This window comes from Comamonas faecalis, from assembly GCF_039538025.1.
Lineage (GTDB): Bacteria > Pseudomonadota > Gammaproteobacteria > Burkholderiales > Burkholderiaceae_C > Comamonas_C > Comamonas_C faecalis.
Genome location: NZ_BAABBP010000013.1, coordinates 64,465 through 87,428, shown reverse-complemented (window position 1 = coordinate 87,428; position 22,964 = coordinate 64,465). Strand labels below are relative to the sequence as shown.

Annotated in this window: 28 protein-coding genes; 17 read left to right on the top strand and 11 right to left on the bottom strand. The window is 58.8% G+C overall.

Annotated elements, in window-relative coordinates; all coding sequences use genetic code 11:
- Positions 1–14: 14 nt before the first annotated feature.
- From ABD767_RS09315 to ABD767_RS09295, 5 genes are all read left to right on the top strand, one after another.
- Positions 15–1,583, top strand: a complete 1,569-nt coding sequence (locus tag ABD767_RS09315) for a class I SAM-dependent DNA methyltransferase (protein WP_344869438.1) — start codon at positions 15–17, stop codon at positions 1,581–1,583.
- Positions 1,580–2,740: a restriction endonuclease subunit S domain-containing protein gene (locus ABD767_RS09310; RefSeq protein WP_344869436.1), complete on the top strand. Its 1,161-nt coding sequence runs from the start codon at positions 1,580–1,582 to the stop codon at positions 2,738–2,740. The genes ABD767_RS09315 and ABD767_RS09310 overlap by 4 nt, the downstream gene beginning before the upstream one ends.
- Positions 2,733–4,688: an ATP-binding protein gene (locus ABD767_RS09305; RefSeq protein WP_344869434.1), complete on the top strand. Its 1,956-nt coding sequence runs from the start codon at positions 2,733–2,735 to the stop codon at positions 4,686–4,688. Before ABD767_RS09310 ends, ABD767_RS09305 begins: the two co-directional genes overlap by 8 nt.
- Before the next feature lie 66 nt (positions 4,689–4,754).
- The gene (locus tag ABD767_RS09300; protein ID WP_344869432.1) at positions 4,755–5,579 is read left to right on the top strand and encodes an AlbA family DNA-binding domain-containing protein; all 825 of its coding nucleotides are present in this window, start codon (positions 4,755–4,757) and stop codon (positions 5,577–5,579) included.
- 12 nt (positions 5,580–5,591) lie between these two features.
- Complete coding sequence (locus ABD767_RS09295; RefSeq protein WP_344869430.1) at positions 5,592–6,158, top strand: Fic family protein; 567 nt, start codon at positions 5,592–5,594, stop codon at positions 6,156–6,158.
- A gap of 135 nt (positions 6,159–6,293) precedes the next feature.
- Here the strand turns inward: ABD767_RS09295 and ABD767_RS09290 are convergent, their stop codons facing one another.
- Positions 6,294–6,554: a helix-turn-helix domain-containing protein gene (locus ABD767_RS09290; protein WP_344869428.1), complete on the bottom strand. Its 261-nt coding sequence runs from the start codon at positions 6,552–6,554 to the stop codon at positions 6,294–6,296.
- Positions 6,555–6,680: 126 nt separating this feature from the next.
- Between ABD767_RS09290 and ABD767_RS09285 the strand changes: the two genes are divergently transcribed.
- The 5 genes from ABD767_RS09285 to ABD767_RS09265 all read left to right on the top strand — a co-directional run bounded on the left by ABD767_RS09285 (position 6,681) and on the right by ABD767_RS09265 (position 11,154).
- Entirely contained in the window at positions 6,681–7,124 is a 444-nt protein-coding gene (locus tag ABD767_RS09285) for a hypothetical protein (protein ID WP_344869427.1), read from the top strand.
- Between the two features lie 27 nt (positions 7,125–7,151).
- Complete coding sequence (locus tag ABD767_RS09280; RefSeq protein ID WP_344869426.1) at positions 7,152–7,805, top strand: hypothetical protein; 654 nt, start codon at positions 7,152–7,154, stop codon at positions 7,803–7,805.
- Between the two features lie 778 nt (positions 7,806–8,583).
- On the top strand, positions 8,584–9,699 hold the full coding sequence (locus ABD767_RS09275) for a hypothetical protein (RefSeq protein WP_344869425.1): 1,116 nt from the start codon (positions 8,584–8,586) through the stop codon (positions 9,697–9,699).
- A 217-nt stretch (positions 9,700–9,916) separates the two neighbouring features.
- Positions 9,917–10,603, top strand: coding sequence for a helix-turn-helix transcriptional regulator (locus tag ABD767_RS09270; RefSeq protein WP_344869424.1), 687 nt, complete (start codon positions 9,917–9,919; stop codon positions 10,601–10,603).
- Entirely contained in the window at positions 10,600–11,154 is a 555-nt protein-coding gene (locus ABD767_RS09265; RefSeq protein WP_344869423.1) for a DUF6036 family nucleotidyltransferase, read from the top strand. The genes ABD767_RS09270 and ABD767_RS09265 overlap by 4 nt, the downstream gene beginning before the upstream one ends.
- On the opposite strand, the gene ABD767_RS09260 is transcribed toward ABD767_RS09265, so the two are convergent.
- From ABD767_RS09260 to ABD767_RS09250, 3 genes are all read right to left on the bottom strand, one after another.
- Complete coding sequence (locus ABD767_RS09260; protein WP_344869422.1) at positions 11,140–11,820, bottom strand: ImmA/IrrE family metallo-endopeptidase; 681 nt, start codon at positions 11,818–11,820, stop codon at positions 11,140–11,142. The genes ABD767_RS09265 and ABD767_RS09260 overlap by 15 nt on opposite strands.
- A gap of 70 nt (positions 11,821–11,890) precedes the next feature.
- Positions 11,891–12,298 carry a hypothetical protein gene (locus tag ABD767_RS09255; protein WP_344869419.1) on the bottom strand — a complete coding sequence of 136 codons (408 nt, stop codon included), beginning with the start codon at positions 12,296–12,298 and terminating at the stop codon, positions 11,891–11,893.
- The gene (locus ABD767_RS09250; RefSeq protein WP_344869417.1) at positions 12,295–12,879 is read right to left on the bottom strand and encodes a hypothetical protein; all 585 of its coding nucleotides are present in this window, start codon (positions 12,877–12,879) and stop codon (positions 12,295–12,297) included. The genes ABD767_RS09255 and ABD767_RS09250 overlap by 4 nt, the downstream gene beginning before the upstream one ends.
- A 194-nt stretch (positions 12,880–13,073) precedes the next feature.
- On the opposite strand from ABD767_RS09250, the gene ABD767_RS09245 reads away from it, so the two are divergent.
- The 4 genes from ABD767_RS09245 (at position 13,074) to ABD767_RS09230 (ending at position 15,435) form a co-directional block, all read left to right on the top strand.
- On the top strand, positions 13,074–13,298 hold the full coding sequence (locus ABD767_RS09245) for a DUF2188 domain-containing protein (RefSeq protein ID WP_344869415.1): 225 nt from the start codon (positions 13,074–13,076) through the stop codon (positions 13,296–13,298).
- Between the two features lie 248 nt (positions 13,299–13,546).
- Complete coding sequence (locus ABD767_RS09240; RefSeq protein ID WP_344869413.1) at positions 13,547–14,017, top strand: toll/interleukin-1 receptor domain-containing protein; 471 nt, start codon at positions 13,547–13,549, stop codon at positions 14,015–14,017.
- 54 nt (positions 14,018–14,071) lie between these two features.
- Positions 14,072–14,734 carry a hypothetical protein gene (locus tag ABD767_RS09235; RefSeq protein WP_344869411.1) on the top strand — a complete coding sequence of 221 codons (663 nt, stop codon included), beginning with the start codon at positions 14,072–14,074 and terminating at the stop codon, positions 14,732–14,734.
- A complete protein-coding gene (locus ABD767_RS09230) occupies positions 14,731–15,435 on the top strand; it encodes a PIN domain-containing protein (protein WP_344869409.1) in 705 nt (234 codons plus the stop codon). Before ABD767_RS09235 ends, ABD767_RS09230 begins: the two co-directional genes overlap by 4 nt.
- 205 nt (positions 15,436–15,640) lie before the next feature.
- Here ABD767_RS09230 and ABD767_RS09225 read toward each other — a convergent pair whose 3' ends face one another.
- Genes ABD767_RS09225 through ABD767_RS09215 form a run of 3 tightly spaced genes read right to left on the bottom strand, consistent with a single transcriptional unit; the run spans position 15,641 to position 17,462 of the window.
- Entirely contained in the window at positions 15,641–16,189 is a 549-nt protein-coding gene (locus tag ABD767_RS09225; RefSeq protein ID WP_344869407.1) for a hypothetical protein, read from the bottom strand.
- Positions 16,186–16,476 carry a hypothetical protein gene (locus ABD767_RS09220; RefSeq protein WP_344869405.1) on the bottom strand — a complete coding sequence of 97 codons (291 nt, stop codon included), beginning with the start codon at positions 16,474–16,476 and terminating at the stop codon, positions 16,186–16,188. Before ABD767_RS09220 ends, ABD767_RS09225 begins: the two co-directional genes overlap by 4 nt.
- Entirely contained in the window at positions 16,473–17,462 is a 990-nt protein-coding gene (locus ABD767_RS09215) for a hypothetical protein (protein WP_344869403.1), read from the bottom strand. The genes ABD767_RS09220 and ABD767_RS09215 overlap by 4 nt, the downstream gene beginning before the upstream one ends.
- Before the next feature lie 99 nt (positions 17,463–17,561).
- On the opposite strand from ABD767_RS09215, the gene ABD767_RS09210 reads away from it, so the two are divergent.
- The 3 genes from ABD767_RS09210 to ABD767_RS09200 are packed head-to-tail and all read left to right on the top strand — an operon-like array spanning position 17,562 to position 19,149.
- Entirely contained in the window at positions 17,562–17,798 is a 237-nt protein-coding gene (locus ABD767_RS09210; RefSeq protein WP_344869401.1) for a hypothetical protein, read from the top strand.
- Positions 17,795–18,517, top strand: a complete 723-nt coding sequence (locus tag ABD767_RS09205) for a metallophosphoesterase family protein (protein WP_344869399.1) — start codon at positions 17,795–17,797, stop codon at positions 18,515–18,517. Before ABD767_RS09210 ends, ABD767_RS09205 begins: the two co-directional genes overlap by 4 nt.
- Positions 18,514–19,149 (top strand): hypothetical protein, encoded by a 636-nt coding sequence (locus tag ABD767_RS09200; protein ID WP_344869397.1) that lies wholly within the window; start codon positions 18,514–18,516, stop codon positions 19,147–19,149. Before ABD767_RS09205 ends, ABD767_RS09200 begins: the two co-directional genes overlap by 4 nt.
- 33 nt (positions 19,150–19,182) lie before the next feature.
- Here the strand turns inward: ABD767_RS09200 and ABD767_RS09195 are convergent, their stop codons facing one another.
- The 4 genes from ABD767_RS09195 to ABD767_RS09180 all read right to left on the bottom strand — a co-directional run bounded on the left by ABD767_RS09195 (position 19,183) and on the right by ABD767_RS09180 (position 22,782).
- A complete protein-coding gene (locus ABD767_RS09195) occupies positions 19,183–19,788 on the bottom strand; it encodes a DNA-binding protein (RefSeq protein WP_344869395.1) in 606 nt (201 codons plus the stop codon).
- A gap of 96 nt (positions 19,789–19,884) precedes the next feature.
- A complete protein-coding gene (locus ABD767_RS09190) occupies positions 19,885–21,192 on the bottom strand; it encodes a HipA domain-containing protein (RefSeq protein ID WP_344869393.1) in 1,308 nt (435 codons plus the stop codon).
- Positions 21,189–21,452, bottom strand: coding sequence for a helix-turn-helix domain-containing protein (locus tag ABD767_RS09185; protein WP_344869391.1), 264 nt, complete (start codon positions 21,450–21,452; stop codon positions 21,189–21,191). Before ABD767_RS09185 ends, ABD767_RS09190 begins: the two co-directional genes overlap by 4 nt.
- Positions 21,453–21,675: 223 nt before the next feature.
- Positions 21,676–22,782: a site-specific integrase gene (locus ABD767_RS09180; protein WP_344869389.1), complete on the bottom strand. Its 1,107-nt coding sequence runs from the start codon at positions 22,780–22,782 to the stop codon at positions 21,676–21,678.
- Positions 22,783–22,964: the final 182 nt, after the last annotated feature.

Sequence of the window (22,964 nt, the reverse complement as noted above, 5' to 3'; positions counted from 1 at the left end):
AAGAACCCGACCCGATGGCCAAAGCCAAAAGCAAAACTCCGCTCACCACCCGCGACAACCTCTCCGCACTGATCGGCAGCGCGCGCAAGATTCTGCGCAAGGACAAGGGCCTCAATGGCGACGTGGATCGCCTGCCTCTTCTCACCTGGGTGATGTTCCTCAAGTTCCTCGACGACCTGGAATTCAAGCACGAGCAAGAGGCCGCGCTCGACGGCAAGCGCTATCAACCCATCATCGAGCAGCCCTACCGCTGGCGCGACTGGGCCGCGCGCGAAGACGGCATCACCGGCGACGAACTGCTGGACTTCATCGGGCAGGAACGCACCCACCGTGCCGACGGCAGCGTGGGCCAGGGCCTGTTCGCGTATCTGCGCGCCCTGGCGGGCCAGGGAGAAAAAGGCAGCCAGCGCGAAGTCATAGCCAACGTGTTCAAGGGCGTGCAAAACCGCATGGTCAGCGGCTATCTGCTGCGCGACATCGTCAACAAGATCAACGGCATTCACTTCAACGCCAGCGAGGAAATTCACACCCTCTCGCACCTGTACGAATCCATGCTGCGTGAAATGCGCGATGCGGCGGGCGACAGCGGCGAGTTCTATACCCCGCGCCCGGTGGTACGCTTCATGGTGCAGGTGACCAACCCGCAACTTGGCGACACCGTGCTCGACCCCGCCTGCGGCACCGGCGGCTTTTTGGTTGAAGCCTTCGACCACATCCACGCCCAGGTCACTACCACCGAGCAGCGCCGCACCCTGCAGCGCGACACGCTCACCGGCCAGGAAGCCAAGCCGCTGCCCTACATGCTGGCGCAGATGAACCTGCTGCTGCACGGACTGGAAGCGCCGCAGATCGCCTACGGCAATACGCTGGAGCGGCGCATCACCGAAATCGGCCACGACGAGCGCGTGGATGTGATCCTCACCAACCCCCCCTTCGGCGGAGAGGAAGAAGCCGGCATCAAGGCCAACTTCCCGCCCAATATGCAGACCAGCGAAACCGCGCTGCTGTTCCTGCAATACATCATGCGCAAGCTGCGCGTGGCCGGTGTGCCGGTGAAGGGCAAGAAGGCGGCAGAGCTTGGTGGCCGCGCGGCGGTGGTCGTGCCCAACGGCACCTTGTTCGGCGACGGCGTGGCCGCCCTCATCAAGGCCGAGCTGCTCAAGGAATTCAACCTCCACACCATCGTGCGCCTGCCACAAGGCGTGTTTGCCCCGTACACCGACATCCCGGCCAACCTGCTGTTCTTCGAGCGCGGCGGGCCGACGCAAAGCATCTGGTATTACGAACTGCCCCTGCCCGAAGGCCGCAAGAAATACAGCAAGACCGCGCCCCTGCAGTTCGATGAATTTGCGCCCCTGTTGGCGTGGTGGAACCACCGCGAGGATGGCCCGCAGGCGTGGCAGGTCAGCGCCGCCGACATTACCGCCAGCGGCTACAACCTCGACCGCAAGAACCCCAACGCCAAGGCCGGGCTGGAACACGCCGCCCCCAAAGACCTGATCGCCTCCATGCGCGGGCACGAGGCCGAGGTGATGCGACTGCTGAGCGAGATTGAAGCCTTGGTCAATGAGGTGCGGTCGTGAAGGCGTGGCCGACTGTGGCTTTGGGTGACTTGCTGAGGCGGTCAACGGAAACCGCTGTCATTGCGCCCGACGCGGAATATCACGAAGTTACGATCAAGCTTTGGGGCAAGGGGGTTGTCAGCCGGGGAAAAGTGCGCGGCAGCGATGTGGTGACTGTGCGTCGTGCAGTGCGCGCCAATCAGCTCATTCTCTCCAAAATCGACGCCCGCAACGGCGCAATTGGCATGGTTCCACCCGAACTGGATGGCGCCATCGTCAGCAACGACTTTCCGTCCTTCGATTTCCGCGACGTGCGCCGATGCAGCCCTGCATTTATAGGTTGGCTCGTTCGTTCAACGCCGTTCGTAGCGCTTTGCAAAGCAGCCAGCGAGGGAACGACCAACCGTGTTCGCATCAAGGAAGATCGGTTCCTCGCCAAGCAAATTGCGCTTCCACCGCTCGCCGAACAACAAACCCTCGTCGCCCGCCTCGATGCCCTGGCCGAGAAAACCCGGCAGCTCGAAGCGCATCTGGACGCCGCCGAGCGCAACGCCGAACACCTGCTGGCCCTGCGCTTGCGCGATGCCATTGCCAATGCGCCGCTGCGGCCGATGGCGGAGGTTGCGCCGCTGGTGCGGCGTGAGGTGGCCATTGACCCGCAAGCCAGCTACACCGAACTGGGGGTGCGCAGCTTCTACAAAGGGACGTTCCATCGTCGCACGGTCGCGGGCTCGGAGTTCACGTGGCAAAAGATGTTTCGCGTGGAAGAAGGCGACCTGATCTTCAGCAACATCATGGCGTGGGAACAAGCCATTGCTCTCGCCACGCCGGAAGATCACGGCTGCGTCGGCAACCACCGAATGTTGACCTGTGTTGCAGACGACGAAAAGGCCGTCCCCGGATTTCTTGCCTACTACTTCATGACGGACGATGGATTCGCCAAGGTCTATGCGGCATCTCCCGGCACCGCCGCGCGAAACAGAACGCTGATTGCCGCCAATCTTGAGGCCATCGAAGTCCCCATCCCGCCCTTGCCCATCCAGCAATCCTTCAACCGCTTGCAAACCGAGGTCGCTGCGCTCAAGGCCAAGCACGCATCCATCCGCGCCGCCAACGCCGCCCTGCTGCCCGCGACGCTGGAGCGGGTGTTTGCCGCGCAAGGAGTGACCAATGTCTGACACGCAATCGCAAACCGCCTTGTTCGAGGATGACTACCTGTTGCGGGAGCTCGGGCAGGTCGCCCACGTGCCGCAGGTGGCGCTGACGGAGCTGGTGGCCAATGCGTGGGACGCAGGCGCATCCCAGGTGGATTTGATCTTGCCCGCCGAAATCGGCGGCACGCTGACCGTCACCGATGACGGTCATGGCATGACCCCGGCGCAGTTCAAGAAACGGTGGATGACGCTGCGCTACAACCGCGAAAAGCATCAGGGTACGAATGTCGAGTTTCCATCCGGGAGAACCACCCGGCCGCGCCGGGCCTATGGGCGCAACGGCATCGGGCGACACGGCCTGCTGTGCTTTGCGGACGAATACGAAGTGCAAACGTGGCGTGATGGCGTGATGACAAGCTTTGTCGTTGGCACGGAATCCGGCCCCAGTCCCTTTGTGCTGCGTAGCGAAACCTCGGAGCGCAAGACTGGCAGCGGCACCCGACTGTCGGTGCAGGTGGCGCGCAAGCTGCCCGATGCCGATGAAATCTTGACCGTGCTGGCCGCGCGTTTCATCCATGACCCGGCGTTTGAAATCCGGGTCAACGGCGCACAACGGTCATTCGATGAAATCGACGGCAAGGTCAGCCAGGAAACACTTGATCTCGGCGGTGGCAGGAGCGCCACGGTCTTCGTGATCGACACCACCCGGCTCAACCAGTCCTCTGTGCATCAAGGTGTCGCCTTCTGGGTGCAGCGGCGGCTGGTCGGCACGCCGTCGTGGTCGATTGGGCAGGTGGCATCGTTCGACGGGCGTACGCGTTTTGCGCGTCGCTACAAGGTAATTGTTGATACGCAAGGCTATGACGCCGATGTGGAGCAGGACTGGACGGCTTTCCTCCCGACAGAGGTCGTCCGCGACCTGTACCGGGCGACCGCCGAACATATCGCCAAGGTGGCGCAGACGCTCGCCGCCGAGATCGTCGAGGCTACGTCTGAGGATGCCCTGAAGCAGAACCGAACTGAATTGGCTACCTTGGGTCAAGGCGCGCGGCTTGAAGTCGCCGAGTTCACGAAGATCGTGGCGCAGGAGCATCCCACGATCTCGCCGGATTTCCTCGCCACCGCCGTCAAGGCCGTGATTCATCTTGAGAAAACCAAAAGCGGCGCAGCGCTGCTCCAGAAGCTCTCGGAACTGCCCGCCGATGACATCGATGGCCTGGATCGCCTGCTTGGAGAGTGGACGGTCAAGGACGCGCTACGTGTTCTCGATGAGATCGACAGCCGTCTGAGCGTCATCGAAACCATCCGCCGCTTGGCCGACGATCCGAACACCGACGAACTGCACACCCTGCATCCGCTAATCCTGCGCTCGCGCTGGTTGTTCGGGCCGGAGTTCGAGTCACAGGAGTATTGCTCGAACGTCACGCTGAAAACCGTGGCCAATGACTTGTTCAAAAACAGCGAAGCGCACTTCATCAACGACCGGAATCGTCCCGACATCGTGGTGCTCCCGGACAAAACGACGTGGCAGATGACGGGCGTCGAATCCTTCGATCCCGCCGATTCCACGCTCACCCAGATGCAACACGTTTTGGTGATCGAATTGAAGAAGGGTGGATTCGAGCTGACACGCAAGGAAGTCACCCAAGCCGACAACTACGTGCAGGACATCAAGCTGTCGGGGGCCATGTCTGGTGCACCGTATATCTGCGCGTGGGTCGTCGGGCAGAAAATCGCAGCAGGCGTGGAGAAGGACAAGAAGCTGGGCAATCCGGAATACGGACGTGTTCGAGCAGCAACCTTCGGCTCGTTGGTGGACACGGCCAACAAACGATTGCTGAGGCTGCGCACTGTGCTTGCTGATCGTTACGGCGATACCTCCACAGACAGCCTGCTCAGCCGCGTTTTCTCAGGGCAGGAGCAAACGAACTTGACATTCCACAGGAGCATTGCCGGTGACCACTCAAAGTAGAAAGCCGTTGATCACCATTGGAACCACATTAGGTCAGAGTGCGGAAGAGCCTGTTTAGAGGGTGCTGTGAACGAAGCCGACCTCCTTCCCATCCTCGCGCGCGGCGAAGACAGCCGCCACCAGTTCAAGCGCGATGAGACCAACGCCGACAGCATCGCGGCAGAACTGGCTGCGTTCGCCAACAGCGGCGGCGGCCTGTTGTTGCTGGGCGTAGACGACAACGGCAAGGTGACAGGGTTGGATGCGGCCAATGTACGCCGCTTGAACCAGCTGATCTCGAATGCCGCGTCGCAGAACGTTCGCCCACCGGTTCATCCGACCACTGAGAACATCCAGACGGCGCAGGGCATCGTGATCGCCGTCACCGTGCCCAATGGCCTGAGCAAGCCTTACCTGGACAGCCAGGGGCGCATTTGGGTCAAGAGTGGCTCGGACAAGCGCCACGTCACGGCACGGGAGGAAATCCAGCGCCTGTTCCAGCGCTCCGGGTTGATCTATGCCGATGTGATTCCGGTGGAAGGCACATCCGCCGCCGACATCGACGAAAAGGCGTTCAACGACTACTTCAATCGGCGCTACGGCCAGCTGCCCGACCAGCCCTTGCCGCAGGCCTTGCAGAACATCGGCTTGGGTGACGGGCAGGAACTGACCCTCGCGGGTCTGCTGCTATTTGGCAAGCACCCGCAGCGTTATCGGCCCGCGTTCATGGTCAAGGCTGTGGCCTTCCCCGGCACGTCACTGGCCAGTCACCACTATCTGGACAGCGAAGACATCGACGGCACGCTGTTGGAGCAGTACCAGCGCAGCCTGGGGTTTATCAAGCGCAACCTGCACCATGTCCAGCGTGACCAGAATTTCAACTCCCTGGGCCTGCTGGAAGTGCCGGAATAGGCCATCATCGAATTGCTGGTCAACGCGCTGATCCACCGTGACTACTTCACCAGCGCCTCGGTTCGTTTGCTGATTTTTGCCGATCGCATCGAGATCATCAGCCCTGGCCATCTGCCCGACAGCCTGAGTACGGAGCAAATTCGGCAGGGCAAGTCGAACCGGCGCAACCCCACCTTGACCCATCACGTGATCAGCATCCTGCCGTACCGAGGCATCGGCACCGGCATCCCGCGCGTGCTGCAAGATTGGCCGGAAACCCGGCTGGTGGATGATGTGGCGGGCAATGAGTTCAGGGCAGTGATTCCGAGGCCGGTGATGAGCACCACGGAAGTCACCACGGAAGTCACCACGGAAGTTGAGCGCGTGCTACGGGTGCTGGTTGGGGAGATGTCCCGCCAAGAATTGCAGGAGGGGTTGGCACTCAAAAACGACGAGCACTTCCGCAAAGCCTACCTGCTGCCAGCCCTCGGATCAGGCCTAGTGGAAATGACCCTGCCCGACAAGCCGCGCAGCAGCAAGCAGCGTTACCGCCTGACGGCCCTCGGGCGGCGATGGCTGGAGACGCATCCAGGCGCGTGAGTCAAAAGCGGCTTTGCCGAAAAAGCACCTGCAAGCCCGCAGCAACCTGCCGAGGTGCACACGTCACTTTTTCGGGCGGCAACCGTCCGCCACCACTATTCAACCAAAGGACTGCGGCTGGGCAGCGGCAGCGGGCTACGCCTGATCTAACAGCTGGGGTGAGCTGCTGTCCAGCTCCCGCACGAAGTCTGCCAACTCGCAACCCAGCGCCTTGAGCCAGATTCTGAGCTCGATCACGTCCAGCCTGCGCACACCCGTCTCGCACTTGCTCACGTCCGCCTGCGTCCACGCCAGGCGGCGCGCCAGCTCCACTTGGCTGACCTGAGCGTCTGCGCGTTTGGCGCGCAGCAGCGCAAGCATCTGCTGGTATTCGCGGGTGTAGAGGGTCTTGTACATGGGCAACTCGGCCCATGAGGTTGCATGCGATCATTGAATATGCGAACATCGCATAATTCGGATATGTTCCCCCTTCTTGAAAATCGACGGGAATCAGGCGTCAAACCATAATCTGCAAGGATATTCATGTTTCAGGTAGAGCAACGCTTTGAGCGCTCGATGATTAACTTCGGAGGGCAAGAGCCTCCTATTCGACATTTTCCAATTGCCGAAGTGGTTTCTGGCCACCTGGTTTGGCACATTATCGGAATCCAGCCAGCGAAGGAGCCTGATGGCCATGTGTACAAAAGGCGGACTCACCTCATGGTGACAAAGGCAGGAATTGCTGCGGAACTCTTGAATCAAAATGAGTTTGAAGAAGTCACGGTCTTTGTGGTGATTCCGCCGTTGACCCCTTTTTCATCAACGCCAGAAACCAAGCTCTGCACGGCCATCTTTGAATGCAGTGATAAATATCATCCGAACACAAAAGGATGGGGTTGCGAGTGTGGAGTCGAATCATTTGTCGATCCAACGGATGATATTGATGCAGAGAACGTCATCGGCAAGAAGATTCTCTGGAAATCATAATAATCAACCATCAAGGTCATTACTCCTATGTCAAGATTTGAAAATTCATACCTTGCAGAATCTGTTGGCTACAACAACGGCCATGCGCGTGGGATTTCGTCTGGCATCGACGTGGGTTTGGAGCACGGATATACTAAGGGTTGGAACGATGCGACTACGCATGCAAATGGCGTGGTGGCAGAACTCGAACAAGAAATTGATCGCTTGTCGAATGAAATTCACAAAGGAAACGCTCACATCAAAGACCTTCGTGCCTCGTTGGAAAAATCACATCACGTTAGTGAGCTGTATCATGTTGAACGTGATGAGCTGGGTGCGGAGAACGCACAGTTGAAGCAGCAACTCCAATTGCAGCAAGAACAGGCGCAAGCCCTTCGGGCCGAGTACGAGACAATGTTCAAGTCCTTCCTTGGCGTAGTTGCCATCGCGCGCCCTGCGATGAAGGCTGTTGCAAAGCTGCCCCTTAAAGAGCGCGGTCAAATCTACTACGAGTACGGCGATGAAGCGGCTAGGCTGCAAACTCTGGACTACGTAAAGGCAAATCGCTTCCCCGCAAATCAGCAACTGATCTTGAAATACCTGCCCATCGCCAATCAGGTATTCAACCAGACCTACAAGCAGCTCCAGCAGCAAGAAGGAGATTCTAAAAATATCACCCAAAATGCCTCTGAGAGCCGATAAATATATAAATAACATACGCCTTTGTGATCAGCGTCATTTGCACTGAATAGGTGCTCTGTAGGTGCTGGTCAGGTGTCATATTGGTGCTCAGTTGGTGCTGCCATCGTGCGCAAATTGGTTATTCAAGATGCTACTCCTTCATCACCTTTGCTCCACCTTCATAACTCTTATGTGGCACCATCACAGCACGCAATTATTCCCATGACGACACGTTAATAGAGACTGTCGTGTTTGCGCAACAACATTCTCGTGGTCACAAAGCGATCGTGCAGCATTACTTCCCAAAATTTCGCCGCCAAACAACTGTCGCATTCCTGCGGGGTGGGGTGTATGTTGTGATATGTACACATATCTACTGTTTTTGAGCGAAATTGGACCCAATAGACGGCAATTTCCCTTGTTTTCTTGTTGTGATGCGCACCTATCTTGGCGGCGATACGTACAAAGTTTTGGGGAGTAATGCTGCACTGTGACCAAGAAAAACCTCTTGCAAACAGAGGTGCGCAGCACTTGTCGTCGAAACAACCCACCCCTGGAACCTTACCCTGCAGCCATAATTACTTGCGTTGTGGGCATGGTGGGTGGGTGCGATCTTGTGGTTCCAATCTGTCGATTTCTCTTGATAACGAGAACGTTATTTCTTGTGCCCACCCGGCGATCATGAAATCGAAAAATTGACTCAACCTGGCCCCTTCAGGGCGTTTGAGGGGCGAGTGAGCGTATATCTAGCCACACAACAAATACCTTCTGTGTTTTGTAAATTTGAGGCTGATTTCAGATGTACAAGAAATCATTTGATGGAACACTTCGCGCAGGCGGCCTATTTTCACGCATAGCAGCCGAGGAGCGAGTTGGAGAATCTTTGGCTTCGGACACTATATTGGCATATTCCAGAAAAATTAGGCAAATAGCAAGTCGTGCATCGATTTCTAATTATTCACAACTGACACCCGAAATTATTGTGCAAGACCTGAAGGATAGGGTGCAGTCCAAGAAAATTACGCAAGCAACAGCTCGGATGGAAAAATCGGCAACACTTTTCTGGCTCGCCGAGAAGGCTCAGGGATTGATGGATTCCAGCTTCCAAGATCTTGGGGATTATGAGGCTGCATATTCAGAGATATTGGCGATAGTAGTTGGCGAGCTTCCAAAAACATCCGAAAATACATCTTCAGTAAAAGCCAAAGATTTTTCAGATGAAGCGGTTGATTTGCTCCTGCAAGCGGCTTTTGCATCTAGGTCTGAACATCTCTTCAATGCTCTGTTGTTCATTAGAGCAAATCTTTACGTAGGACTCCGCCCTATTGAGTGGCTCGATGCCAGTGTTGAAAAGTATCTGCACAAAAACGCTTTGGGTGATCCGATTTATGGTTCCGATGGATCAATAAAATCTTCGCTGTCTCTTGTTGTTTTCAATGCAAAACATTCGTCTATCCGAGGAAATAGCGAGAAACGCATCATTCTTCTTGATAATCTTGATAGAGAGAAAATTAAGCATATTGAAGAATGGCTTAAATTTATTTCGCATCTCAAGTCGCCTGAATTGATGCGTATGTCGGAATCCGAACAATACAAGAATATATACGGAGGTATGCAGCGAGCTGTCCGTAGTGTATTTGGCAAAGAAAACTGGGAGGGAGAGGCGCCAACCCTTTATAGCACTCGACATCAGGCTGTTGCCAATGCCCGTGTGGATGGGTTAACCCAAAAGGAAATAGCTGCGCTATTCGGTCACAGCAGCACCAATACAGCCCGTCGGCACTATGGCAAGAGAAAAGCAGGTTATTCGGGCAGAAGTATGCGTGCGGCTCCTGAGTCGATCTGGGCCGTCCGCAGCACTGTGGCAGTGCGTCCAAAACCTCCGCGCTCCGAACCCTCTCTTGGTCTGGGTTGATGCCCTGGCGGAATCGCAGAGCTTCGACCACTGCGTGGCCACGGCTGGCGCATTCTTGGACAGCCTGTAGCAGTTCAGGTAGTGCAGCCCAGCCAAGCTGACCTTGTCGTGATACTGGGATGGGGGATACAAGGTTGTTAGGGAGGTTCGTACGGCGCATCTGTGAAATGATCAATAAGTTGACCAAAAAAACGAATTTGGTTAAATTTATGATCAAATGAGCGCTCATGAATCGTACGCCCTCCTTGAACGCCAACTGCTTCTGCAACTTGGCGACCGTCTCAAGCGCCTGCGCAAGGCCCAGCGCCTGGGCACAGTAGAGCTTGCGGCGCGCGCAGGCATGACGCGCAACACCCTGCGCGCGGTCGAGTCAGGTGATCCCGCACCGTCCATCGGCACCTACCTGCGCGTCATGTCCATTTTGGGCGTTGGTGGCGATCTGGCGTTGCTGGCAGGCGATGTCTTGCAACCGGCGCCTGCGGGCTCCGCCGCCGCACGTTCCCGGCATCCCGCGCCCGTGGTGCAAGTGCGCGTGCGTGCCGATCCAACCAGACACCAGCTGCAGGACCTACAAAGCCTGGCCCTGCATGAAGAAGCCGTGCGGCTGGCCAAGGCCGACCCTGCTCAGGTGCAGCAGGCAAAGGACACGCTCCAGCGCTGGCTGGCTACTGGCGATGTTCGCTCTGCAGCCTTGTGGCGTGAGTGGGAGGACATCCTGAAGGCGGGCGCCTGGCGCAAGGTGTTGGCCCACACCCGCCGCGCGCAGCAACTGCGCCAGGCATCACCGCTGGTCACGACCCTGTCGGCCGAGACCCGTCAGGCCATCCTGCAACAGGTGGGCGAACTCAAGAAGGGGATTGCGATCGGCGATGAGCTGGGCGATGCGCCCGAGGAGCAACCATGACGCGCGAAGAGCTGGAGCACATCATCCGTGCCAGCGGTGACATCACCGACCAGTACGAATTCGTCATTGTCGGCAGCCAGTCCATCCTGGGCGCGGTGCCCCGGCCCGAGGAGGTGTTCACGGTGTCCATGGAAGCGGACATCTATCCCCTGCAGGCGCCGGAGCTGGCCGACAGGATCGACGGCTCCATTGGCGAAGGCTCGCAGTTCCATGAAACCTACGGCTACTACGCTCAAGGTGTTGGCCCGGAAACGGCGTGCCTGCCAGCGGGCTGGATGCAGCGCGTGCATCGCATCCAGAACCGCAATACGCAGGATCGGATTGGGTACTGTCTGGACGTTATCGACCTATTCCTCGCCAAGGCTGTCGCCGCACGGGAAAAGGATCGGGAGTTCTGCATTGCGCTGCTGCAGTACGGCTATGTGAATCTGGAAGCCGCCCTGGCGCTCGTGGGTGACATGCCCCTGGATGCCAAGGCAAAGCAAACATTGCGGGCGACGATGCGCAGGTGGGGGAAAAGCCGCAGCCTGAGACGGTTATACAACCGATAGCATGGTCAGCACCGAACCTTCTGGAAGCTTGATCGACTGCGACCAGACCTCCATTCGATAGGTGCCTGGGCCGCTGATCCAGCGCGAGGCACATTCTCGTTTCGGACGGCTCAGCCCTTTGGCGGAACCAAAAGCCATGTCGAACGCGATTGTGTCTTGGTGCAACTCGTTGAGAACGTAAAAATCGATTGAGAAGTCCCGGCTGCGTCTGAACCATTTCAACTTTCGCTGACCGTGGCAGGTGATGACGGTCGGCACCTTGGCACGTTGGAGCAATTTCAGGGCTGAAGCAGTCAGACTAGCTTGAAAATCGCCGCCCATTGCGCTCGCAAGATCGAGACTGGGTTTGCGATCCGCTACCCATGGCCAGACCAGATAGTCTGGAAGGATCAGCTGACTGGCGAAGCTGTTGGCATCGGCCTCGATGGACTTGGCTTCAGCATTCTGCGGCCCGATGTCCGCGCTAGAGCACTTGAATGATGTTCGTTGGGCGTCCTGCATCCAATGAGCCAACTCATGCCCCAGTGAGAACCGCCTTCGTCCGAGGTTGTCGTCTATGGCGACACTGATGACCGCTCGATCACCGGCAGCCACCAAGCGCGCAGCGCATCCGTCGAGCTTTCTGTAAATTACGTGAGCACCCGCGGCCCCGGCGATGGCCTCCAAATCAATGTGCTCGGGCCTCCTGACGCCATGCCCCCAAAGTAAGCGCTCCGGGCGGCTGAGCCTATCAACATCAACGGCCATCATTGGTGTCGGGGATTTTGCCCATCAGCACAAGATCGTCATAGAGCGTTTCCAGGTCGGCATTGCTTTGGCGGCTTCCTTCTCTAAAGGCAGTAGCCAACTGAGGATCTGCCGCAAACGCTTGCCCGATGCGCTCTTTAATTCGATCCAGGGTAGGCCGCAGCGACTTCTTTGGGGGTGTGCGGATCTGCATGGCTACTTTTGCGGCCGCAGCTTGTTGACGAAGGCTGGCTGCCAGAACGTCATCGAGACTCGCTGCAATGCTGGCTGCCAGTTGATCGGGATCGATGCCTTCAGCGGCTAGTTCGGCTCGGATGTCTTCGTCAGACGCAGATTCAAGGTCTTTAAGCGCCAAGGCTCGAATTGAATCGAACGTTTTCCGCGTTTCGTTGGTCATTGCTGTCTCCTTCCGGGCATCAGCTTGTCCACCTGCCTCCTAAGCCTGCGTCGTGCTGTGTCGTAGGTCTTTTGATCGAGATCGAACAAGGCAAGTACCTCTGCTACCGGCATATCGGCCTTCTCCCCCTCGATTACCGCCAGAACTTCTTGGTCGTCCTTGAAGTGCACCTCAATGGCACGCACGTCGGCCCGAGCGTGTTGCTGCCTGTCAAACGTGTCCTCCACCTCAATGGCCTGTTCCATGACGTCAGTGTTCCAGTGACCAGCCCGGTGGAGCACGGTGCCCACGTCCCCGGCCTCGCCCGCCAACGCTTCCAATCGGTCGGTTTGGGTCTGGCCAAGGGATTCCCGGGACGAATCGGCGATGCTGTCCATGCAGCCAGCCAAAAAGGCCGGGAGCGGCACCCGGTCAATGGGCCACGGCCGTCCGCGTTCACCATCCTGCTTGGCCCCGTTTGCGGCGACGAGGGCACGCTTCACGGCCTCATTGAACAATTCCTGGGGATCCGTGTACTCGGTACCCCAGACAAGCAGCCGGGCTCTTGCGAACAGGCGCAGCCGCTCGGCGGCAGTCAGCATCGTTAACGCACGGGATAACTCCTCAACACTGGCATGGCGTTCTAAAGGCGGTTTCGGTGGCACAGCTCCTCCCTGGGCTTTTATGTGTGCGGTTGTCATTTTCCATGCGGACAACGATCTGGCTGTTGTCCGCGACGGATTTGGCGACCGCATACATATACAGCGGCAATCACGCCGCGACAAGGAGCCTCGATATGAGCAAACGCAATCAACATGTCGTTCCCCGTGAAGATGGCTGGGCCGTCCGGGGGGCGGGAGCCCAACGCGACACGCAGGTGTTTGATCGCAAGCAAGACGCGGTGGATCGCGCCCGAGAGATATCGCAGAATCAGAAGTCCGAGTTGGTGGTTCATGGTCAGAACGGCCAGATTCAATACAAGGACAGTCGCGGCAACGACACGTTTCCGCCGAGGGGGTAAGCATGGCTAGATGCACAGCTCCAGTGGAAGGCCATCGCTCATCTAGCGCTGCAGCGGCTTGCCCCGCATGCCGTGGCAGCTATGGCCGCCGGTACGGTGGTTACAGCAGTTATGGCAGCGACTACCGCGCGTCCTACTCGCCGGGCGGGAGCAACGGCTACGGCAGCGGAGGAAGATCTAGTGGCGGTGGCAGTTCAAGGCCGCGCTGGTCGCGCGCGAATTCGTCCGTTTCGTACACACCTGCTCAGGTGACGTCCCTCACGCCGGTACGTGAGGCTGTTGAAAGAGAGGCGGCGGCGAAGCCGGACCTTCGGGATTGCTTCCTCTGTCACGCTTGGGATGACCGGCAAGGACCCGCCAAACAACTTCATGATTTGCTCGATGCAGCTGGTGTCAAGGTTTGGTTCAGCGAAAAGGATCTTGGCCTTGGCGTGCCGATGATGCGAGCAATCGACAAAGGCTTGGCGGCTTCGAAAATCGGCCTTGTCCTTGTGACCCCAGCATTGCTGGCACGACTTCCCAAAGAGGGTGTTGCCGACAAAGAGCTTTCCACTCTGCTGCAGGGAAATCGGCTCGTTCCCATCGTGCACGGGACGACGTACACAGCGCTCCGCGATGTCAGTCCCATGTTAGCTTCGAGAAGCGGTCTTGATACCTCAGAAGATACGATGGCGGTAGTCGCAACCAAGATTGCTGAACTAGTTGCCATCTGGAGCTGACAAGGCTATTTACCTGTTCTCGCATTCTCACAATGACCATCAACGGCTAGCAACATGACGGACAAGAACATCGAGGTCTTCCAAAACCTGCACCTCAAGGGGCGCAAAACGGCGAGCTCGATTCGCGCGTCCATCCTGGCACAGGTCCAGGGGCAATGGCACCACGCCCTGGAGCAGGAAGAAGACATTCGGAACCATGCGACCGACGAAGAGGATGCCATCGTTCTCGTGCGAGACGCATTCGATGATGTTGACGAGTCTGGTCTCGTGCTCTGGCAAGAGGGGGATGGCTACAAGGTCTCCAATATCGTGCCCCGAAATGTTGGCGAACTAGGTATCACCAAGTACAACCTCATCTTGCGCGACTTCGTGACGAAGATCGCGGAGCCAGCGGCCCGTGTCGGTGGTTTCGAGGTAGAGCTGTCTTCGCCACATCAGTCCCTTGACGACTGGCTAGACGCAGAGCCAACTACCGCGCTGAGGCGCTTCTCGCGCTTGGCCAACAAGTCCACGGGGGCCGCACATCCCATGGATCGGGATCGGTGGTACGTTTTCCTGATCGCGGTACACCACGCATCGAAGCGTTTGGATGCTGATCAGCTCGTTCGTTGGCTGGTCGAAGTGGAGCGCTGGCCTGAAGACAAGGCACACGAATTGGCGATCGACTATGAATTCGCACTCGGCCTGCTTGAGCAATACGACCAATCGCGCTCATGAGTTTGAGTCCCCAAGAAATCGCCCGTCTCGTGGGGCTGGGGTTGCCGGTGCTGTATGTGGACACATGCACGGTGCTTGATGTAGTTCGCGACATTACTCGGGAGAGTGTCACGACTTCGGACGTTAACGCGGGGCTGGCCCTGCTCGCGATGGCTGAAGGGGGCTCGGAGCTGACCGTGCTGATGGCCGAACAGGTTAGCCTGGAGATCGCAGGCAACGTCGCGAGCGTTGAGCAAGAAGCGCAAGCCGCCCTGCAGAAATTCCTCGCCCAGGCGGAGCGCATTCACGATGTGGTGAGGGCGTATGGAGCGCAAGGGCCGCTGCAAGTCCGTCATTTGGATGGCCACGTGAGCCGCGCGAGGCCGGTGCTGGATCGGTGGGTGCAGGTTGCCAAGGTAGTGCCTCACAACGATGGCGTGGCCAGTCGGGCATTGAGGCGTGTTAATGAGCCTCGCACGCCTGCGCGGCGCGGTAAGGAGTCGATGAAGGACTGTGTGATCGTTGAGACCTACATCGAAGCGGCGAGTCAGCTGCGTGCTGCCGGAATGACGGCCCCGATGGTCTTTGCCTCGTCTAACACCAAGGAGTACTTCGCACCGAACACACGCCACCTCCAGGAAGATATCGCCGTTGACCTCGCGGAGGTGGGCATCGAGTACGCTCCCAACTGGGGTGCCGCACGACACAGCTTGGCGCGGTAGCCAGTGAAAGCAGTCCAACGCAGTGATGTATTTGAACGAAAACCGTATCAACTAACGCTGCGCCAATTGGCGGTAGGCCGGACACTCAATGCTCGGTGTCCTTGCGATAGTGCGTTCTAGCTGAGGTGGCGCGACCTCCAGCCAGCCCTTGTGGTTCGCGGGAAATGTCAGAAAGCGAGCGATCCGCCGGGGCTCGGACGCACACTCATCTGGCCTGCTGACAAGCCACCGCCGATTGGTACTTGATGCCGTCATTGCCCACAAAAACCTCGGACGCTGCGCCGACCAGCAAGGTCGTCTTCTTGCTCGTCTTCTTGAAGTAGGACGGCTCGTCGGTGTCCGCCTGTTCGTCGATCTTGCTGACGCCCAGCCGTTTGGCCATCTGCTTGCCCGTCTGGTGTTTCAGATAGACGGTCGCCTTCTTCTCGCCATCGGCGGCAGTCACCAGCGCGGCCACCACTTCGTCCCCGAACAGCGAAGGGCAAGGACTTTTTTGTGGAGGCAAAAAGAAGCCATCGGCCCCTTTGGCCAGGCCGATTGCGCGGAGCCTGGATTCCACTTCATCGGTCTTGAGCACCGTTCCGGCCTTGCATTGCAGCAAGGATTCGAGCTGCTGTGCAGCGGCTGGGGGTGCGGCTGTTTGAGCATTGGCATCGAGCAGCGGCACTGGCATTTGTGCCCATGCCAGGCCAACGCCGAACACAGCCAAGCCACATGCAAGCCAGTGCCGCAGAGCGCGCAGATTCCGATTCATGATGAGTTCCTCTCCGAACGACGTTGCAACCTCCACTGCTGGCGTTCCAGCAGGGCCTGAAAATGGGTTTCACCGGACGCATTCCACTGCGGCCACTCGGGTGGCAGATCGGGCTGGGGGCGCGGCGCCACACGCAAGGCCAGCAACTCCAGCCGCCCCGGAAAGTGCCGCAGCAGGTCAGCGGCCAGGGACTGCTCCTGCCCCACGATGGTGTTGACGCACAGCAGCAGGTCTTGTGCGGCCTTGCGCAGCTCAGCCGCCAGCTCGGCGGCTTCGGTGGTGTTCATGGATGGTCTCCCTCGGTATCAGGCGACTGCATCCGCAGCCCGGCATATACGTCGGCACGGGCCTCGGGTGCGAAGGCGATGAGCTCGCCGCCATCCCATAGCGAGAAGGTGCAGACCGTTTTGCCCATGCGCAGGAATTCGCGGTGCACGTATTGCGCCAGTGCCTCCAAGTCATGCAGCGCAATGTTCTGCGGCGGCTCAGCAGCAGAAATCACCAGATCGGTGGGTGCCACATGCACCAGCTCCAGACCAACGCGCTGAAACGCCAGCACCAGCAGCGAGCGTGACGGCTCCTGGTCAAGATAGCCCGGAAGCGCGGCCAGCGTTTCTTCGTAGTGCAGCGGCTTGCGCTTGGCCATGATGAACTCGCGCAGCCGCGCAAACACATCGTCAAGCGCCTGCAGGCCTTTGGTGTTGATCCTGGTGCCGATGTCCCTGTCCTGGTTCAGATCGCCATAGGCGTCACTGGTCAGCCAGGCATGGCGCGCGACCGTGTCCACCACACAATGCAGGATGTTTTGCGCCAGGCCGTCGCTGCGCTCGACCAGGCCGAACTCGATGGCGTCCAGCCCGTTGAGGGTGACCGTGGCCCACAGGCCATTGCGTTCGTCCCCATGCAGGCACTGCGTGGCCATGCCCTGCAGCGGAATGATGAAACCCAGCTCCTCCAACTTGCCCAGCAGCAGCTCGACCGTGGCGTTGATGGGTGTCGGTGGTGGCGTGGGCGCGGCGGTGCCCTGGAGCGGTTCGGGCTGCGCTGGTGGCAGCCGCCCGCCAAACCGCGCCTCGTACCACTCGCCCAGGATTTCTGTGGCGAGCTCGGATTCGCGCAGGCCTCGGGTCTTGGCCTCGTGCCGGATCGCATCCGCCAGACGCATGTCCAGCATCCAGTTGGTTTGCGCCATCGCGCCCTGGGCCTTTTTGCGCTCCCGGTAGCGGCGTTGGTATTCGGCGGAGGACTGCCTGCCGGTTCGTGGACGTGCCATGCTTGTTTAATTAACAACACTAGTTAAACTAACTATCTATGAAATTGCCCTTCTATGCAAGCCCATGCTGGTGATAACAATCCTTCACGGGAGATGAACATGACCGCCAACCATACCCAGCCCATGAGCCAGAAGCAGGCCGACGGTCTTCGGCGGGAGTGGGCGTTGCTGCTCAAGCTGGGCTACGCCAGCCAATGGACTCCTGCACAAAAGATGGCGCGACAGGATGAAATCGCCGCCCTGCTGCTGCAGGCGGGTCAGGCCCTGCCACGGGGATTGACCCGGCAGGAGGTGCTGGTCAACGTGGATGCTGCCCTGCCAGGGGAAGCGCAATGATTTACTTCTTTGGTGACACCCACGGTCACTTCCGGCATGTGCTGGAGATCGTTTCCAGGGATCGCCCGGCTGCCATCGTTTTCCTGGGTGACCTGCAGGCGCAGCGCCCGCTGGAGGTGGAGTTGGAATCCATCCTGGGGATGACCGAAGTGTGGTTTATCCATGGCAACCACGACACGGACTCGGATGCCGACTATGACCACCTGTTTGGATCGGCACTGGCGGACAGGAATCTGCACGGCCGCGTCGCCCTGGTCGATGGCGTACGCATTGCTGGACTGGGCGGTGTGTTCCGGGGGCAGGTGTGGACGCCGCCGGTGGACTGGCTGTACGAGAGTTCCAAGGAGTTCACCGCGCGCTGCGGCAGGGGCAACCGCTGGCGCGACGGCCTGCCGCGCAAGCACCGCAGTTCCATCTTTCCGGAGGACTACTTTGGCCTGGTGTCACAGCGCGCCGATATCCTAGTGACGCACGAGGCGCCCAGCGCCCACCCACATGGCTTTGAGGCCATTGATGAACTGGCGCGCAGCCTGCGTGTGGGCAAGGCGCTCCATGGCCACCACCATGACTGCCTGGACTACAGCCGCGATCAGGCGCGGCTGGGGTTTGCGGCCTTCGGCGTGGGGTTTTGCGGTGTGACGGACATGAACGGCAGTTGTGTCCAGCCGGGAAAATTTGACCAAGCGCGGGCAACACGCCTGCGGCAGGGGAGTGTATGAAAGACCACCGACAAGAGCGCTTGGGGCGCTTGCAGCGCGAGTACCACCGAAACCATCCATGGCGGCTCGGGCCAGGCGGATTATTCGTCCCGCACAGCTATGCCGAGGTCAAGCAGGATGCGCTGTCTTGGTGGGATGACGTGGGCTTCATCCTCAATCGTCGGCGCGTCATCGTGTGGTGGCGGCATCCACGCCACGTGTACCGCGATGCGATTGAAGAGCTGGCGCAGGAGCAGGCTGGCGAGTTCCCGTTTGACGATTGGTTGACGCAAGGCGCGATTCCAAATTACCGCAAGGTAGGACGATCGCGCAAGAAAATCGTCAGCTACACCTGCCGCCCGCCGTCTGAAGCATCACGTGCATATTTCCAGCATCTGCAAGCTATGGAGCAGGAGCTGTCAGCGCAAGGGATTGACTGTGATGTGCACCCCAGCAGCAAGCGCAAGCGCCTGTCGTGGGCGACGGGGTTGGATCTGGTTGCGCCACTGGAGGTGCGTAACGAACAGGAGCTGGCGGTCGTGGCCGATCTGGCGTGCCGCCTCCTGCTAGGCAGCACCACGCTTGAGCGGGAATTCTCTGACTATTGCTACAACAAGGCGACCTGGTTATCCGAAGCAGCGGCCAGAATGTAACCAGCCTTCCCGCTCGGTGCAGGCTGGAAGGCATCAGTGCCCCAGGTTGCCCTGGGCCTGCAAGACCTCCAGTTTTCCCGCAAGCCTGGCGGCATCGGCAATGGCTTTCTCGGCCTTGGCCTGCATCTCTTTGCTCAGCGTTCGCTCGCGCTCCAGAAGTTCAGCCAAGCTGTCAGAGCGCCTCTGCGCCTCGGCCAATGCCGCCTGCGATGTTTGGGTAGCCTCCTGTGCCGCGCTCAGCAGTGCGCCCTGCTGTTCAAGCTGGTTTCGTGTTGATTCCAGTTCGGTGGCCATCTGGTCGGCCAGTTCGGCAGCCTCTTTATGGGCACGCTCCACCCCCGCCTTGGAGTCCTCAAAGGCCTCCCGTTCTTTGGCGAGGCGGTCGTTGGCCATGCTGATCGCCATCGCCCACACATCTGCACCCAGTTGATTGAGACGCTCCATAACGGCGACAGGAGCGGCCTCACGAATGGGAGTTGTAGCCGCTTGTTGCCTTGACCGCCAGGACTTCATTGCCTCGCTGATGGTGGTGAAGCTTCCGCCACCCAATGCCGAACGCACTGCTGCCAGTGTTGGCTGCTGGCCTGATTCAGCGAGCCGGTCGGCGACGGAATAAACATCTTCGATGCTGATGGCCATATTACCCCTCCAAATGTAGATAGTATTATTATACTACATACTACAATTTTCAAAAACCACATCCATGAAGATCGTGACATCTACGGTGGCCATGTGTCAGGCAATTTGCTTGGCCATCTCTTTGAGAGTGGTGTGCAAGATGGCCCTGAGGCAGCGCAATTCGCCTGCCAGGGTGGCCGCCAGTTCTGGGCGTGCCTGGACGATTCGAGCGTTCTCGGCTTCAACCTCGGCGTACAACGCTTCAGCTTCGGGCATCAAACGATGGCGCAGATTTTCCAGCAGGCGCCCCGCCGTGCCTTTGGCCAAATTCAACGCTTCCCCTGCATCCAGCAGCACGCCACGGCGGATATTAGAGAAGTGGTGAACGCCCAAAATGGGCCATGCCAGCGGGGTTTGCGCGGGCCAGCCGTTTTTGTCAAAAGCTGGGGAGTCGTAGGTGGCGACGCTGAGCAGGTCATAGAACGGCGCCAGCTGCACGCCCTCATGCGAGACCAGAAAGCTCAGATTTTTCAGGTGCGCATCGCTGTTGCCCACGAGCACGTTGAACACTAGCCAGCCAAACAGCCGCGTACGCGCTACAGCCGGGCTGCGGCAGGCCTTGGCCAGAGCCGCCAGGCTGTCCATGCTGCCCTGGCTGTACTTGAAGCCGCGATCCAGGCCAAGCAGTTGACAGGCATCAATGACGTGACGGCGCTGCCACCCCTGGGGGCTAGACACTCGGTCAAAGCGATCAATCAGGTACACCGGCGAGGGCACGTAGTGCCGATGCACGTGGGGCACATCCAGGCCCAGCCGCTGGGCCAGGCGCATGACGAACCATTCGTTGATGACGGAGTGGGGGTAGTCCTCGTCAGGGTGATCTGGCTTGAGGATATGGGTGGAAGGTGTGGCACCGGCGGGCTCAAACAATGCGCCCTCTTGCAAGACCACGGCCAGTTTGTGCTGCGCCCCAGCCAGCGACATGCGCTTGATGGCTGCGTGCGTCAATGGCGCCTTCGGCATCTGCAGGATGCGCGCCTGCAAGGACTCATCAGGCAAAAGGCGCAACGGCTCGGTGGCTTGGGGCGCGGCCTCGGGCGGCAGTAAGGTCAGCGATCCAGCAGACTCCGCGCCATACCACGCCAGCAGGCCGAAAGCGTCGGCAGCATCCAGCTTGGCATCACCGGCCAGCAGGGTGCGTTGCCCCTCCTCGGGCAGCAGATTGTCAAAATACCACTGTACCGGGCGCTGACTGGCGCCGTCCAGCAAGGGCTCGGCGCTCAAGGGTAGGTACGGGCTCAGCGCAAAGGCTTGCGGGTGGTTCAACCAGCTTGCGGCGTATTGAAAACTCCACAGGCCCGCCACCTCTTGCAGACTGCCGACTTCCTGCTGGTTGATCGAGGCACGCAATGAGCGGCCATTCATGGCTGCCCCTTGCTGCGCACAGCCTCAAGATGTGCAGCCACGTCTTCTGGCACATCCACCATGACGCGGATGCCTAAACCCTCCAGCACCTGAAAGAGCTTGCCCCACTGCACGGATTCGCTGCCGCGCTCCACCTTGCCCAGGAAGTTCTCGCTCACGCCGATGCTGCCGGCAGTATCATCCTGACGAATCTTCTGCGCCTTGCGGCTGGCACGCACCACTTGGCCGATGGCGGATGCGCTGATTATGGGTATGTTCATAGTAAATCCTCACGTTTGCAAGGATTTTGAGCCAAATGAGAAGATTTGACAATGAATACACTCGTTCGTGCGGATTTTTACCCAAGCCAATTCTTATGCAACCAAATCCTGACAATCATGAGGATTTTTAGAGCAGACAACGCTACGCGTTGTCTGCTCTCTACTCGTTTCTACGAGACCCGGAGAAATACAGCCACCATCAGGTGGCAAAACACCTCAATCATCAGCCCAGCTTCTTGGCCAAATCTTCCGCTCGCGGATGGTAGTAGCGCTTGAGCATGCGCAAGTCTCGGTGCCCTGTCACTGCGGACAACTCCAGCACATTGGACAATTTTTCTGCCAGCCTCGAAGCCGCCTCATGGCGAGTATCGTGAAAATGAACGTCGCTCAGAAAGCCTGGTTGCGGCTTTCTGCGTGCGGTTTTGCAGTCAGCCAGGTAGTCCTGCTGCGCTCGCTCAATCGCTCGCGTAAATCCCTTGCGCAACGCCATTGCAGTCGTGGGGAATACTGACCCGGCAACGGGTTCAACAGGCTTTCCGTGTTCCGCCTTCGGACGTGAAGGAAGCGCCCTCAGAATACCGACCGCCGTCGTGGACAGCGGCACGGTGCGTGCATCTCCATTTTTCGTGTCCGGCAGGTGGGCGGTGCGCCGCTTGAGATCGACGTTCTCCCACTGAAGGGCCAGCAACTCACCCCTGCGCATTGCCGTTTCCAACGCCAGCCGCACCAGCGGCAGCAACCACGGATTACGCGCCCCCTTAGTGAAGGTTCCATCCTGTTGGCGCTCTCCGCCCGTCAGCGCCGCCAACAAGTAGCTTTCCTCCTCAGGCGAAAGCCGCCGATCTCGCGCACGTGCCTTTTCCGGCCGCTTCACCAACGGAATCGGGTTCTCGACATGGATGCCCCACTCTCGTCGCGCATGATTGAGCACTGTGGAAAGCACGTCGATTTCCCGATTGACGGTGCCCCCGGTCACCTCCTTGAGTCGACGGTCACGCCACCTGGCAACCTCCGTACTGGTGATGGCCGTCATCTTCAGACCCACCAGCGCCGTATCGCGCAAGAGCACATCGATCTTCACGGACTCGATGGCAGCAGATTTCTTGCCTGGCGTTATCTCCTGCTGATAGCGTTTGAGAATCGCTGCAAGCGTGTTCTTCTCAGCCTCCCGTCGATCGATGAACCCCTTGGTTTCCAGTTCGCTCTCAACCGTGCGAACCCACTTCTCGGCATCTTCCTTGTACGTGAAGGTGCGGGACTGTTCCGGGAAGCCCTTGCGCCTCACCTTGGCCCGCCACTGGTACTCCCCGCGCTTTGTAATTTGCCCCATGTCGCATTTGCCTCACATCGTCGCCAATGGCCCAAAAATGGCCCAAAAAATGCTATCACGGAAAAAGATACCAGGGAGAAATGCAAGAAATCGATACGTTCGGGACGTAGAGGCCGGAGGTTCGAATCCTCTCACCCCGACCAGAATTTCTTTGTGAATCAGAGATCTAGAACAGCCGCAGT